This window comes from Bacillus infantis NRRL B-14911, from assembly GCF_000473245.1.
Classification (GTDB): domain Bacteria; phylum Bacillota; class Bacilli; order Bacillales; family Cytobacillaceae; genus Bacillus_AB; species Bacillus_AB infantis.
In genome coordinates, this window is record NC_022524.1 from 1,032,872 (window position 1) to 1,046,906 (window position 14,035).

Sequence of the window (14,035 nt, forward strand, 5' to 3'; positions counted from 1 at the left end):
AATCTATCCTTATCTAATATTAATGGAGGAATGATGATGGAAGACATTCTTCGCCCTATTTATCAGGAACGGGCAAGCCAGGCCAACACGCTTGGAGTGCTGATCATAGAAAAAAGAAATAAAGCGGTCCCTGTTACAGATACCTTCGATGCAGTCCTGCTGATCGTTGTCCAGGAGGCGGAGGTGCCGGTTTTCGTGAAGCATTATACTTATAATGATAAAAAAGCAGCACTTCATATCGTAAAGGAGAGCCAGCTGAATGAATGGATCCTCCACGGCTCCAACAGGAAGATTTTTGATTGGCTATATAATGGGAGAGTCGTTTTTGACCGCAATGAGTATATAAGCAACCTGAAAGTTGAATTAAAGGAATTCCCGTTCTATGGAAGAAAGCTGAAGATGGGCGTGGAATTTGCGAAATTAATAAGGCGCTATATGGATGGAAAGGCATTTTTTGAAAATAATCATTATCTCGATGCCTATAACCATGTCGTTCATTCTCTTCACCACCTGGCGCGGCTTGCTGTCATTGAAAGCGGCTTTCACCCTGAAGTCACTGTATGGCATCAGGTTAAACAGATAGAACCGGAAATCTTTAAATTATATGAAGAGCTTGTCATCAGTGAAGAGCCATTAGAAAAACGCCTTGAGCTTCTTTTTCTGGCAAGTGAATTCCTGATCCATTCAAAAACCAAAATCGGGATTCAGCATCTCACTGATATAATGTCCGAAAAAGAGGACTGGTCCTTCAATGAAATGATCACCCATCCTGAATTAAGTGCTTATTCTGTTGATTTAAGTATGCTGCTTGAATATCTGATCGATAAACATCTAATAGAGGCAGTTGAAATTGTGACGAAAAGCCCTGGTTTGTATCACCGCCATTATCGGACGAAAAAATTATTTTAAAAAAACATTAAAACGTATTGACCTTTTATTATTTACTTGATATATTTATATCCGTCGCTGCTAGTTGTTCAGCAAAAACACAGTGGCTGACGGATTTAAATAACAACCTGAAAAATTATTTTTGAAAAGTGTTGACAGAACGAATGACACATGATAAGATAATAAAGTCGCTCAAGGGCGGCGAGGTTAAAAGAAGATTGTTCTTTGAAAACTGAACGAACAAAAACGTCAACGTTAATCTTATTTTTATCAGAGCTAAATCTTACTCTTATATGGAGAGTTTGATCCTGGCTCAGGACGAACGCTGGCGGCGTGCCTAATACATGCAAGTCGAGCGGACGGATGGGAGCTTGCTCCCTGAAGTCAGCGGCGGACGGGTGAGTAACACGTGGGCAACCTGCCTGTAAGACTGGGATAACTTCGGGAAACCGGAGCTAATACCGGATAATGCACAACCTCTCATGAGGTTATGCTGAAAGATGGTTTCGGCTATCACTTACAGATGGGCCCGCGGCGCATTAGCTAGTTGGTGAGGTAACGGCTCACCAAGGCAACGATGCGTAGCCGACCTGAGAGGGTGATCGGCCACACTGGGACTGAGACACGGCCCAGACTCCTACGGGAGGCAGCAGTAGGGAATCTTCCGCAATGGACGAAAGTCTGACGGAGCAACGCCGCGTGAGTGATGAAGGTTTTCGGATCGTAAAACTCTGTTGTCAGGGAAGAACAAGTGCCGGAGTAACTGCCGGCACCTTGACGGTACCTGACCAGAAAGCCACGGCTAACTACGTGCCAGCAGCCGCGGTAATACGTAGGTGGCAAGCGTTGTCCGGAATTATTGGGCGTAAAGCGCGCGCAGGCGGTCTCTTAAGTCTGATGTGAAAGCCCACGGCTCAACCGTGGAGGGTCATTGGAAACTGGGGGACTTGAGTGCAGAAGAGGAAAGTGGAATTCCACGTGTAGCGGTGAAATGCGTAGAGATGTGGAGGAACACCAGTGGCGAAGGCGACTTTCTGGTCTGTAACTGACGCTGAGGCGCGAAAGCGTGGGGAGCAAACAGGATTAGATACCCTGGTAGTCCACGCCGTAAACGATGAGTGCTAAGTGTTAGAGGGTTTCCGCCCTTTAGTGCTGCAGCAAACGCATTAAGCACTCCGCCTGGGGAGTACGGCCGCAAGGCTGAAACTCAAAGGAATTGACGGGGGCCCGCACAAGCGGTGGAGCATGTGGTTTAATTCGAAGCAACGCGAAGAACCTTACCAGGTCTTGACATCTCCTGACAACCCTAGAGATAGGGCGTTCCCCTTCGGGGGACAGGATGACAGGTGGTGCATGGTTGTCGTCAGCTCGTGTCGTGAGATGTTGGGTTAAGTCCCGCAACGAGCGCAACCCTTGATCTTAGTTGCCAGCATTAGGTTGGGCACTCTAAGGTGACTGCCGGTGACAAACCGGAGGAAGGTGGGGATGACGTCAAATCATCATGCCCCTTATGACCTGGGCTACACACGTGCTACAATGGATGGTACAAAGGGCTGCAAGACCGCGAGGTTAAGCGAATCCCATAAAACCATTCTCAGTTCGGATTGCAGGCTGCAACTCGCCTGCATGAAGCTGGAATCGCTAGTAATCGCGGATCAGCATGCCGCGGTGAATACGTTCCCGGGCCTTGTACACACCGCCCGTCACACCACGAGAGTTTGTAACACCCGAAGTCGGTGGGGTAACCTTTTGGAGCCAGCCGCCTAAGGTGGGACAGATGATTGGGGTGAAGTCGTAACAAGGTAGCCGTATCGGAAGGTGCGGCTGGATCACCTCCTTTCTAAGGAATATATACAAGACGTGACGCTCTTTGTTCGTTCAGTTTTGAGAGTATAATCTCTCATTTTGTTCTTTGAAAACTAGATAATGTAATGAAGAAGACATTACCGAGTAATCGCCATTTTAGGTTTTCTCTCTTATAAATAAATAAGAGTTTAAAAACCGTGAGGGTGATGAGAAGCGAACAGGTCGAGGAATCGATTGAGGAAGCACCGGAGCGTATGTTTTGTATACGTGAGGATGCTGACGATTGAGATGACGAAGAGATGTGAAGCTTATCATCGGCCGAACAGGTTAAGTTAGAAAGGGCGCACGGTGGATGCCTTGGCACTAGGAGCCGATGAAGGACGGTACTAACACCGATATGCTTCGGGGAGCTGTAAGTAAGCTTTGATCCGGAGATTTCCGAATGGGGAAACCCTCCATCCGTAATGGGATGGAACCCTTGCCTGAATACATAGGGCATTGGAGGCAGACCCGGGGAACTGAAACATCTAAGTACCCGGAGGAAGAGAAAGCAAACGCGATTCCCTGAGTAGCGGCGAGCGAAACGGGATTAGCCCAAACCAGGAGGCTTGCCTCCTGGGGTTGTAGGACACTCTACACGGAGTTACAAAGGAACGGAGTAAATGAACAGGCATGGAAAGGCCGGCCATAGAGGGTAACAGCCCCGTAGTTGAAACTTCGTTCCCTCCAGAGTGGATCCTGAGTACGGCGGGACACGTGAAATCCCGTCGGAAGCAGGGAGGACCATCTCCCAAGGCTAAATACTCCCTAGTGACCGATAGTGAACCAGTACCGTGAGGGAAAGGTGAAAAGCACCCCGGAAGGGGAGTGAAACAGATCCTGAAACCGTGTGCCTACAAGTAGTCAAAGCCCTATGACCTTCAGGTCAGGGTAATGGCGTGCCTTTTGTAGAATGAACCGGCGAGTTACGATTACATGCGAGGTTAAGTTGAACAGACGGAGCCGCAGCGAAAGCGAGTCTGAATAGGGCGAATGAGTATGTGGTCGTAGACCCGAAACCAGGTGATCTACCCATGTCCAGGGTGAAGTCCAGGTAACACTGGATGGAGGCCCGAACCCACGCACGTTGAAAAGTGCGGGGATGAGGTGTGGGTAGCGGAGAAATTCCAATCGAACTTGGAGATAGCTGGTTCTCTCCGAAATAGCTTTAGGGCTAGCCTCATGTTGTAAGAGTCTTGGAGGTAGAGCACTGTTTGGACTAGGGGCCCCCATCGGGTTACCGAATTCAGACAAACTCCGAATGCCAAAGACTTATCCATGGGAGTCAGACTGCGAGTGATAAGATCCGTAGTCAAAAGGGAAACAGCCCAGACCACCAGCTAAGGTCCCAAAGTATACGTTAAGTGGAAAAGGATGTGGAGTTGCTTAGACAACCAGGATGTTGGCTTAGAAGCAGCCACCATTTAAAGAGTGCGTAATAGCTCACTGGTCGAGTGACTCCGCGCCGAAAATGTACCGGGGCTAAACGTATCACCGAAGCTGTGGGTGGACACCATCAGGTGTCCGCGGTAGGAGAGCGTTCTAAGTGCATCGAAGTCAGACCGCAAGGACTGGTGGAGCGCTTAGAAGTGAGAATGCCGGTATGAGTAGCGAAAGATGGGTGAGAATCCCATCCACCGAATGCCTAAGGTTTCCTGAGGAAGGCTCGTCCGCTCAGGGTTAGTCGGGACCTAAGCCGAGGCCGAAAGGCGTAGGCGATGGACAACAGGTTGATATTCCTGTACCACCTCTTTACCGTTTGAGCAATGGGGGGACGCAGGAGGATAGGGTAAGCGCGCTGTTGGATATGCGCGTCCAAGCAGTTAGGCTGCAAACGAGGCAAATCCCGTTTGCATCAGGCTGAGCTGTGACGGCGAGGGAAATTTAGTACCGAAGTTCCTGATTCCACACTGCCAAGAAAAGCCTCTAGCGAGGGAAAAGGTGCCCGTACCGCAAACCGACACAGGTAGGCGAGGAGAGAATCCTAAGGTGAGCGAGAGAACTCTCGTTAAGGAACTCGGCAAAATGACCCCGTAACTTCGGGAGAAGGGGTGCTTTTTAGGGTGAATAGCCCGGAAAAGCCGCAGTGAATAGGCCCAGGCGACTGTTTAGCAAAAACACAGGTCTCTGCGAAGCCGCAAGGCGAAGTATAGGGGCTGACGCCTGCCCGGTGCTGGAAGGTTAAGAGGAGGGGTTAGCGCAAGCGAAGCTCTGAATCGAAGCCCCAGTAAACGGCGGCCGTAACTATAACGGTCCTAAGGTAGCGAAATTCCTTGTCGGGTAAGTTCCGACCCGCACGAAAGGCGTAACGATCTGGGCACTGTCTCAACGAGAGACTCGGTGAAATTATAGTACCTGTGAAGATGCAGGTTACCCGCGACAGGACGGAAAGACCCCGTGGAGCTTTACTGCAGCCTGATATTGAATTTTGGTACAGCTTGTACAGGATAGGTAGGAGCCTTTGAAGCCGGAGCGCCAGCTTCGGTGGAGGCATTGGTGGGATACTACCCTGGCTGTATTGAAATTCTAACCCGCGCCCCTGATCGGGGCGGGAGACAGTGTCAGGCGGGCAGTTTGACTGGGGCGGTCGCCTCCTAAAAAGTAACGGAGGCGCCCAAAGGTTCCCTCAGAATGGTTGGAAATCATTCGCAGAGTGTAAAGGCACAAGGGAGCTTGACTGCGAGACCTACAAGTCGAGCAGGGACGAAAGTCGGGCTTAGTGATCCGGTGGTTCCGCATGGAAGGGCCATCGCTCAACGGATAAAAGCTACCCCGGGGATAACAGGCTTATCTCCCCCAAGAGTCCACATCGACGGGGAGGTTTGGCACCTCGATGTCGGCTCATCGCATCCTGGGGCTGTAGTCGGTCCCAAGGGTTGGGCTGTTCGCCCATTAAAGCGGTACGCGAGCTGGGTTCAGAACGTCGTGAGACAGTTCGGTCCCTATCCGTCGTGGGCGCAGGAAATTTGAGAGGAGCTGTCCTTAGTACGAGAGGACCGGGATGGACGCACCGCTGGTGTACCAGTTGTCTTGCCAAAGGCATCGCTGGGTAGCTATGTGCGGAAGGGATAAGTGCTGAAAGCATCTAAGCATGAAGCCCCCCTCGAGATGAGATTTCCCATAGCGTCAAGCTAGTAAGATCCCTGAAAGATGATCAGGTTGATAGGTCTGAGGTGGAAGCGTGGTGACACGTGGAGCTGACAGATACTAATAGATCGAGGACTTAACCACATTTGATTGCTTTGTAATTCTTCTTCTGCATTATCTAGTTTTGAGGGAATAAAATTTAAAAATTCTCTTGCAAAATAATAAAAAGACGGTATAATAATACTTGTCTTGAAAAAATAGTCTGGTGGCGATAGCGAGAAGGTCACACCCGTTCCCATACCGAACACGGAAGTTAAGCTTCTCAGCGCCGATGGTAGTTGGAGGTTCTCCTCCTGTGAGAGTAGGACGCTGCCGGGCGAAAGTATTCTAATATACTATCATTCCGCAGTAGCTCAGTGGTAGAGCATTCGGCTGTTAACCGAACGGTCGTAGGTTCGAATCCTACCTGCGGAGCCAATTATGGAGAGCTGTCCGAGTGGCCGAAGGAGCACGATTGGAAATCGTGTAGGCGGTTTATAGCTGTCTCAAGGGTTCAAATCCCTTGCTCTCCGCCATTTAAATTATATAATGGCCCCTTGGTCAAGCGGTTAAGACACCGCCCTTTCACGGCGGTAACACGGGTTCGAATCCCGTAGGGGTCACCATTTCGGAGGATTAGCTCAGCTGGGAGAGCATCTGCCTTACAAGCAGAGGGTCGGCGGTTCGATCCCGTCATCCTCCACCATTATAACTTTTTATTGTCGCGGGGTGGAGCAGTCCGGTAGCTCGTCGGGCTCATAACCCGAAGGTCGCAGGTTCAAATCCTGCCCCCGCAATCTGGTCCTGTGGTGTAGCGACGAGCGACACTGCAATGAATATGCTGCGAGTTGCCTCAACGGATTTGCTTCCTTGAGTCATCTGGAAGAGGAAGAGTCAGTCCTGCAGGCTTCTCGGGCATAATCAAGACCCAAATTTATAAAATGGTCCCGTGGTGTAGCGGTTAACATGCCTGCCTGTCACGCAGGAGATCGCGGGTTCGATTCCCGTCGGGACCGCCATTTAAATTTAATTAGGCTCAGTAGCTCAGTCGGTAGAGCAGATTGCTACCTTCATTGAACAGCTCCTGCGGCAATCTGTGAGGAAGTTCGTAAGAACTGACGAACAAAGGACTTAAAGTATAAAAGGTTTTGGATGAAAATTTTATTATGGCTCAGTAGCTCAGTCGGTAGAGCAAAGGACTGAAAATCCTTGTGTCGGCGGTTCGATTCCGTCCTGAGCCACCATTGTTTGTAAGCCGGTTTAGCTCAATTGGTAGAGCAACTGACTTGTAATCAGTAGGTTGGGGGTTCAAGTCCTCTAGCCGGCACCACCTTAACGTGGAGGGGTAGCGAAGTGGCTAAACGCGGCGGACTGTAAATCCGCTCCCTCAGGGTTCGGCGGTTCGAATCCGTCCCCCTCCACCATTCATACAGGGGTATAGTTTAAAGGTAGAACAGAGGTCTCCAAAACCTCCAGTGTGGGTTCGATTCCTACTACCCCTGCCAATTTTATTATGGCGATTGTGGCGAAGTGGTTAACGCATCGGATTGTGGTTCCGACATTCGTGGGTTCGATTCCCATCAGTCGCCCCATTTTTTAATCACAATATTGCATTCTATGCATATCATATTATTGGGCTATAGCCAAGCGGTAAGGCAACGGACTTTGACTCCGTCATGCGTTGGTTCGAATCCAGCTAGCCCAGCCATTTGCGGAAGTAGTTCAGTGGTAGAACATCACCTTGCCAAGGTGGGGGTCGCGGGTTCGAATCCCGTCTTCCGCTCCAAACGTTCTGGCGGCATAGCCAAGAGGTAAGGCAGAGGTCTGCAAAACCTTTATCACCGGTTCGATTCCGGTTGCCGCCTCCATTCCAATTACAGGAAATGGAGAATGAACGATAAATTAAATGATATGCCGGTGTGGCGGAATTGGCAGACGCGCACGACTCAAAATCGTGTTCCTTCTGGAGTGCCGGTTCGACCCCGGCCACCGGTATCATTTTCTTTTTATACAGGGTTTCCTGTTTTTATTTTTGAAAAGGCATCGACAAATTTCAGCAATTTTCGATGCGGGTGTAGTTTAATGGTAAAACCTCAGCCTTCCAAGCTGATGTCGTGGGTTCGATTCCCATCACCCGCTCCATACATAATTTCATCAACGCAGTGTTTCGTTTTCAGAAAACGAAGCATTGCGTTTTTTCTTTGTCTTGATCCCGATAAGGCATGACCCGTGGGTTACGGTAAGATGTCAGCCAGTCTTTCTTCTCTATGAAGAAGTCAAAATTTTCCCCCTCTTTTGGTCAATTATGTTGCCCCTTTTTATTTGATAGCCTCCTATAATAAAAGAAAGCGATTACAAAAGGCGGTGAGAGTAAAATTGGATGCAAAAACAGAGTTGGCTCCCATAAAGGCGGACGCTGTAACAAAGAGAACAAGCAAAAGAAAAGCACGTCTTCGAAGTATATTAATTTATGCGGCTTTTACCGGACCGGCCATTTTATTCTTTGTCCTTATTCAGGTGATACCATTCCTTATGGGTTTATATTATTCCTTTACCTCATGGAATGGTGTAAGCTCAGCTGTCGAATGGGTCGGGCTGCAAAACTATATCAAAATTTTCAAGGATGATCCGAACTTTTTCCAATCTTTCTTGTTTACAACCAAGTTCATGCTGGCCTCAGTAGTTATCAGCAATTTAATTGGATTTGGACTTGCCCTGCTACTTAACGCGGCCTTGAAGACACGGAATATTCTCAGAACCGTCTTCTTTATACCGAATGTAATTGGAGGACTGCTGCTTGGGTTCATCTGGCAGTTTATCTTTGTCAAAGCGTTTGCTTCCATCGGAAATTTGACTGGCCTGGCGTTTTTCAAGCTTGCCTGGCTGGGGGATGAGACTACAGCATTTTGGGGAATTGTCATTGTGTTTGCATGGCAGGTGAGCGGCTATATGATGGTGATTTATATCGCAGCCCTGCAGGGAGTGGACCATTCCCTTCTTGAGGCGGCAAGGATTGACGGGGCTTCAAACTGGACGCTTCTTACCCGCATCATTATACCGCTGATCATTCCGGCTTTCACTATTTGTTTCTTTTTGACTATATCAATGGCCTTTAAGATCTTTGATTTAAATCTTTCTCTTACAAATGGGGGACCGTTTAATTCAACACAGTCTGTAGCCATCAACATTTATCAGGAGGCTTTCCAAAATAACCGCTATGGTCTCGGGACGGCCAAATCGATTCTTTTCTTTCTGATTGTCGCCGTGTTTACATCGGTTCAGGTAATTATGACGAAAAGGAAGGAGGTTGAAGCCTGATGAATCGCAAGTATACAGGAAGGACGTTTCTGCTGGAGATAATCGGCATCATTCTTGGGCTGATTTTTCTGATCCCCTTCTATTTTGTGGCGGTTAATTCAGTCAAAAGCTTTGCTGAAATCTTATTGGATGCAGCTGCTTTTCCAAAGGAAGTGTTATTTGCTAATTATTCGAAGGTTTGGGAAATCATTAATTTTCCAAGGGCATTCTGGAATTCACTGATCATTACTGTGCTCAGCAATATTGGCCTGGTAATCATCAGTTCAATGGCTGCATGGAAAATGGTGAGGACTCCCGGGCGCTTCAGCAAGATTCTGTTTATCCTTTTTGTCTCAGCAATGGTCATTCCCTTTCAGACGGTTATGATCCCGCTTATGAAGCTCGGAGGCGCCCTGAATATGACGAACAGCATTCCCGGACTGATTATGATGTATTTCGGGTTTGGCGTTCCTCTTTCCCTGTTCCTTTACCATGGATTTGTCAAAACGGTTCCAAGGGAGATAGAAGAGTCGGCGCTGATTGATGGGTGCAGCCAGTTCGGGGTTTTTTGGAGGATCGTTTTCCCGCTTTTAAAGCCGATTACAGTGACGGTTGTCATCCTTAATACCTTATGGATCTGGAACGATTTCCTTCTTCCGCTCCTGGTGCTGCAGGATGCCGAGCTGAGAACAATCCCGCTCGCCACCAGCTCCTTCTTTGCCCAATATACAAAACAGTGGGATATGGGCCTGGCAGCGCTTGTACTTGGCATTACGCCGGTCATCATCTTCTTCCTGTTCCTGCAGAAGCATATTATTAAAGGCATAGCATCAGGCTCCATCAAATAGATATCAAATTTTAGCGGCGGCTAGAATGTACCGCTAAAATGATATATAAATAGAATTCAAGGAGGTCAATGACAATGAAACGCTTATTGCTTATTTGCCTGTCCCTGCTTTTCACATTCGGGATTTTGGCCGGCTGTTCGTCAGGAAGCACTTCTGGAACTGATGATAAAGAGGGGACAAAGGATACCGGGGAAGAGACGGTTACTCTCAACCTGTTCCAATTTAAAGTTGAAATTGCCGACCAGCTTCAGGAGATGATCACTGAGTTCGAAGCCGAGCATCCCAATATCAAAGTAAAGCTGGAAACTGTTGGCGGCGGTGCCGATTACGGTGCTGCGCTGAAAGCGAAATTTGCTTCTGGCGAACAGCCGGATATTTTCAACAATGGCGGCTTTAAAGAACTGGAACTGTGGAAGGAGCATCTGGCCGACCTATCCAATGAGCCATGGGTTGAGCATCTTCTCCCGATCGGCAAAGTGCCGATGACAGATACAGACGGCAAGCTTTATGGCATGCCGGTCAACCTTGAAGGATACGGATTTGTCTATAATAAAGATTTGTTTGAGAAAGCAGGCATTAAGGAGCCTCCGGCCAATATTACAGAGCTCAAGGATGCTGCTGAGAAACTGAAGGACAGCGGCACTACACCTTTCTCAGCCGGATATGGGGAATGGTGGGTCATCGGGCAGCACTTGCTGAATATCCCTTTTGCCCAACAGGAAGATCCTATTGCCTTTATTGAAGGACTTTATGATGGTACAGAGAAGTTTACAGATAATGAGCAATTCAAGCAGTTTAAAGAAGTGCTTGATACAGAAATCAATTTTGGAAATGATAATCCATTGACCACTGACTATAACACGCAGGTCACCCAATTTGCCGCAGGCCAGACTGCCATGCTGCAGCAGGGGAACTGGACTGAAAATATGATCTATGAGGTTAATCCTGATATGAATATGGGCTTTTTGCCGATTCCGATCTCAGATGACAAAAATGCTGACCGCCTCCCTGTTGGGGTCCCGAATAACTGGGTTCTGAATAAGAATTCCGAGCACCTGGATGAAGCTAAATTGTTCCTGGAATGGATGGTATCTTCTGATACAGGTAAACGCTATTTAACCGAGGAATTTGCTTTCATCCCTGCTTTTGACAATATTGAGGCATCAGGTCTTGGCGATCTTGGCCAGTCAATCCTTGAGTACTCCAAAGAAGAGAAAACAATTCCGTGGACATGGTTCAGATGGCCGGATGGAGCGAACAAGGAATTCGCCGCTAGCATCCAGGAATATGCTGCAGGTAAAATTGATTATGATACTCTGCTAGAGAGGTTCCAGAAAACCTGGGATAACTTAAAGTAAAGCAGAGATCACTGCCAGGATAAAAAGCATGTCTGCAACAAGGCATGCTTTTTATTTTCCATAAATGAAAAAATCTTTAGCATGTCTCACCCTGTCCCATATATACTTACATTATCAGGGCCTGGGGAGGACTATTTATGATTAAGAACAGTATCCGCAATAAACTGATCGTCCTGCTGCTGCTGATCACAATCATTCCTTTCGGCACATCGATTATCATTACCTACTTCCATACGAAGGAGTTTTTGAAAAATCAGGCTGTAGAGGAAAACAGCAAGCTTCTCTATCAGGGCAAAATCAACCTGGAGAGCTATATGAATGAGCTGAATGGATTGACATTGTCTCTGTACAATAATCCCGGCTTCTTAAATTTCCTGAGGTCTTCTAAAGATGAGGACAATTATTTAACAATCGGGATCATGAAAAATGTGGTCCAAACCATCCTTTATGCCGGGGATACCATTAACAGGGTCCAAATAGCCTTTGCAGACGAAGACAGGGTCATCTCCGCTTCCAGGAGGTCTACAGTCGTCTTCATGAAAGGAAGGAGCGCTAAAAGCGCAGAGGCCTTCAATAGAGCCAGGGACAGCTCCTCGCATATGTATATTGAACCGCTGATGGAACAGACGAATTCCCGGAATATCATGGCAGTGCATCGTGCGTTTACAAATATTCCATCAGACAATGTGCTGGCCTACATTACTCTTGAGATCGCTCCGGATGACATCGTGAATCTCAGCAGGAATCTTTATACTCCGGGAAGCGAGGAATTTTATATTGTATCTCAGGATGGCCTTCTCATTTATAGCTCTGACAAGGATGCTGCAAGCGGACAGGTGCCCGAAAAATGGGTGGATGCCATTGTGAGTTCAGGAAATAAGGCGGGGACACTTGAATGGAAGAAAGATGATTTCAGCGGCATGATGATTTACGAGCAGATGGAAGAAAGTGCGGGCGGCTGGTTCCTCGTGAAGCGGGTCCCGGATACAACTTTGTATGAAAGCGCTTTTAGCGTTGCGAAAATCAACATCCTTTTCGGCATTATCGGGTTAACGCTGGTTATCCTTGCCACCTTATTCGTTTCTTTTAGAATCACCTCCCCGATCCGGGTGCTGCTGAGGAGCATCAGCCAGGTAGAGCGGGGGGACATGAATGTTGAATATGATTCATTCGGGAAGGATGAAATCGGCATCCTTGGAATGAGGTTCAATGAGATGATCGAGAAAATAAACCATCTCATCAACAGGGAATATAAGCTGGAGATTGAGAATAAAACCAATCAGCTGAAGGTGCTCCAGTCGCAGATCAACCCGCATTTCCTGTACAATGCCCTCCAGTCGATCGGAACGGTTGCCTTGAAAAACAAAGTTCCCCAGATTTATACCCTGATTACCCATCTTTCAAAAATCATGAGGTACGGGATGGACATGGAGGAGGACCGGGTGCCGCTGATAAAAGAGATTAATTATACAAAGGCCTTCCTGCTCCTGCAGAAAGAGCGGTTTGGCGAAAAGTTTATCTACAGGATTGATGCAGGTGAAGAGGTCTCATCTGTCAAAGTTCCTAAAATGCTGCTGCAGCCGGTCATTGAGAATTATTTTAAGCATGGATTTACTCCGGGTGAAGGGACAGGCGAGCTGAATATCGAATGTAATAAAGACAGCGGATTTCTATGCATAGATATAAGTGATAATGGCGGAGGCGCAGATGATGGCAGGCTGGGGGATATATGGCGCTGTATTAAAGGCGGGCCGCTTGAGGCCAAAGGGGACAGCACGAGCATCGGGCTTAGGAATGTGTATGGACGGCTGATGCTTTATTACGGAGAAGAAGCAATCCTGCAGCTTGGAAATCGTGGAGGCAAAGGCTTTATCGTTTCCATGAAGCTTCCGCTGCACCCGGGGGGCGAAGTGGATGAAGGCAATCATCATCGATGATGAAAAGCATGTCAGGGAAGGGCTTCTTATGCTTGCAGAATGGGAAAAGCATGGAATCAGCTCCATCTTTGAGGCAGAGGACGGGGAAGAGGCTATCAGACTGATCGGCGAAGTGCAGCCTGATATTATTTTTACCGATATGAATATGCCGAGGTGTGACGGCATCAGCCTTTTGAAGTGGATCCATGGTTCCCAATGCCAGGGGAAAACGATCGTTGTCAGCGGCTATGATGACTACGAGTATATGAGGAACGCCATCTATTATAAAAGCTTTGATTATATCTTAAAGCCGATTGATCCGGAACTGCTGAATGAAACGCTCGAAAGGGCAGTCAATGACCTTGCAGCTTCACGTTTGACAGGGGAGGCCTTTAGAGAGCCCAGGGAAAGCAAAGCAGCCCAGAAAGAGAACAATAACATCAAGCAAATCGAAGAGTTTCTGGTGCAGAATTATCATCTTGATATCACACTGCAGGATATCGCTGACCGTTTTTATTTGAGCAGAGAGTATATATCCAGGAAATTCAAACAGGATTTCCAGGCAACCATTACAGATTATTTGACCAATATCCGGATGGAAAAGGCAAAGGAGCTGCTTGGCAGCCCATCTTTGAAAATTTACGAGATTGCCTATCAGGTTGGATACCAGAATGAAAAATATTTCAGCAAGGTTTTTAAAAAGCTGACCGGCTATACACCGAATGAATATCGGAATCTGCCGCCGGGCAGCAGATAG

At 47.8% G+C, this 14,035-nt stretch carries 6 protein-coding genes, 16 tRNA genes and 3 rRNA genes; all 25 read left to right on the forward strand.

Features of this window, described 5'->3' with window-relative positions; genetic code table 11:
• Nucleotides 1-36: 36 nt before the first annotated feature.
• The 25 genes from N288_RS05435 to N288_RS05555 all read left to right on the forward strand — a co-directional run bounded on the left by N288_RS05435 (nucleotide 37) and on the right by N288_RS05555 (nucleotide 14,035).
• The gene (locus N288_RS05435; protein WP_022543517.1) at nucleotides 37-909 is read left to right on the forward strand and encodes a nucleotidyltransferase-like protein; all 873 of its coding nucleotides are present in this window, start codon (nucleotides 37-39) and stop codon (nucleotides 907-909) included.
• Between the two features lie 269 nt (nucleotides 910-1,178).
• Nucleotides 1,179-2,728 (forward strand): 16S ribosomal RNA (locus N288_RS05440).
• A gap of 291 nt (nucleotides 2,729-3,019) precedes the next feature.
• A 23S ribosomal RNA gene (locus tag N288_RS05445) occupies nucleotides 3,020-5,964 on the forward strand.
• A gap of 117 nt (nucleotides 5,965-6,081) precedes the next feature.
• Nucleotides 6,082-6,198, forward strand: a 5S ribosomal RNA gene (gene rrf, locus N288_RS05450).
• The 16S, 23S and 5S rRNA genes sit together here with 16 tRNA genes alongside, the layout of an rRNA operon.
• 24 nt (nucleotides 6,199-6,222) lie before the next feature.
• A tRNA-Asn gene (locus N288_RS05455) sits at nucleotides 6,223-6,297 on the forward strand.
• 5 nt (nucleotides 6,298-6,302) lie between these two features.
• Nucleotides 6,303-6,395: transfer RNA gene (locus tag N288_RS05460), tRNA-Ser, on the forward strand.
• A gap of 15 nt (nucleotides 6,396-6,410) precedes the next feature.
• A tRNA-Glu gene (locus N288_RS05465) sits at nucleotides 6,411-6,485 on the forward strand.
• A gap of 4 nt (nucleotides 6,486-6,489) precedes the next feature.
• Nucleotides 6,490-6,565: transfer RNA gene (locus N288_RS05470), tRNA-Val, on the forward strand.
• A 17-nt stretch (nucleotides 6,566-6,582) separates the two neighbouring features.
• Nucleotides 6,583-6,656, forward strand: a tRNA-Met gene (locus N288_RS05475).
• Between the two features lie 146 nt (nucleotides 6,657-6,802).
• Nucleotides 6,803-6,878, forward strand: a tRNA-Asp gene (locus N288_RS05480).
• A 149-nt stretch (nucleotides 6,879-7,027) separates the two neighbouring features.
• Nucleotides 7,028-7,103, forward strand: a tRNA-Phe gene (locus N288_RS05485).
• 10 nt (nucleotides 7,104-7,113) lie between these two features.
• Nucleotides 7,114-7,189 (forward strand) — tRNA-Thr (locus tag N288_RS05490).
• A gap of 9 nt (nucleotides 7,190-7,198) precedes the next feature.
• A tRNA-Tyr gene (locus tag N288_RS05495) sits at nucleotides 7,199-7,283 on the forward strand.
• Nucleotides 7,284-7,290: 7 nt separating this feature from the next.
• Nucleotides 7,291-7,364: transfer RNA gene (locus N288_RS05500), tRNA-Trp, on the forward strand.
• An 11-nt stretch (nucleotides 7,365-7,375) separates the two neighbouring features.
• Nucleotides 7,376-7,451: transfer RNA gene (locus N288_RS05505), tRNA-His, on the forward strand.
• Nucleotides 7,452-7,492: 41 nt separating this feature from the next.
• Nucleotides 7,493-7,567: transfer RNA gene (locus N288_RS05510), tRNA-Gln, on the forward strand.
• Nucleotides 7,568-7,570: 3 nt separating this feature from the next.
• Nucleotides 7,571-7,645 (forward strand) — tRNA-Gly (locus N288_RS05515).
• Nucleotides 7,646-7,653: 8 nt separating this feature from the next.
• A tRNA-Cys gene (locus N288_RS05520) sits at nucleotides 7,654-7,727 on the forward strand.
• A gap of 45 nt (nucleotides 7,728-7,772) precedes the next feature.
• Nucleotides 7,773-7,854: transfer RNA gene (locus N288_RS05525), tRNA-Leu, on the forward strand.
• A 73-nt stretch (nucleotides 7,855-7,927) separates the two neighbouring features.
• A tRNA-Gly gene (locus N288_RS05530) sits at nucleotides 7,928-8,001 on the forward strand.
• A gap of 234 nt (nucleotides 8,002-8,235) precedes the next feature.
• A complete protein-coding gene (locus N288_RS05535; RefSeq protein WP_022543518.1) occupies nucleotides 8,236-9,177 on the forward strand; it encodes a carbohydrate ABC transporter permease in 942 nt (313 codons plus the stop codon).
• Complete coding sequence (locus N288_RS05540; RefSeq protein WP_009794994.1) at nucleotides 9,177-10,004, forward strand: carbohydrate ABC transporter permease; 828 nt, start codon at nucleotides 9,177-9,179, stop codon at nucleotides 10,002-10,004. The genes N288_RS05535 and N288_RS05540 overlap by 1 nt, the downstream gene beginning before the upstream one ends.
• Nucleotides 10,005-10,078: 74 nt before the next feature.
• Nucleotides 10,079-11,362, forward strand: a complete 1,284-nt coding sequence (locus N288_RS05545) for an ABC transporter substrate-binding protein (RefSeq protein WP_022543519.1) — start codon at nucleotides 10,079-10,081, stop codon at nucleotides 11,360-11,362.
• A 137-nt stretch (nucleotides 11,363-11,499) separates the two neighbouring features.
• Nucleotides 11,500-13,299, forward strand: coding sequence for a cache domain-containing sensor histidine kinase (locus N288_RS05550; protein ID WP_009794996.1), 1,800 nt, complete (start codon nucleotides 11,500-11,502; stop codon nucleotides 13,297-13,299).
• Nucleotides 13,277-14,035, forward strand: a complete 759-nt coding sequence (locus tag N288_RS05555; protein WP_009794997.1) for a response regulator transcription factor — start codon at nucleotides 13,277-13,279, stop codon at nucleotides 14,033-14,035. Before N288_RS05550 ends, N288_RS05555 begins: the two co-directional genes overlap by 23 nt.

Coding starts and splice junctions, on each gene's coding strand:
- N288_RS05435 (WP_022543517.1), top strand. CDS start 37: ATGGAAGACATTCTTCGCCCTATTTATCAGGAACGGGCAAGCCAGGCC.
- N288_RS05540 (WP_009794994.1), top strand. CDS start 9,177: ATGAATCGCAAGTATACAGGAAGGACGTTTCTGCTGGAGATAATCGGC.
- N288_RS05545 (WP_022543519.1), top strand. CDS start 10,079: ATGAAACGCTTATTGCTTATTTGCCTGTCCCTGCTTTTCACATTCGGG.
- N288_RS05550 (WP_009794996.1), top strand. CDS start 11,500: ATGATTAAGAACAGTATCCGCAATAAACTGATCGTCCTGCTGCTGCTG.
- N288_RS05555 (WP_009794997.1), top strand. CDS start 13,277: ATGAAGGCAATCATCATCGATGATGAAAAGCATGTCAGGGAAGGGCTT.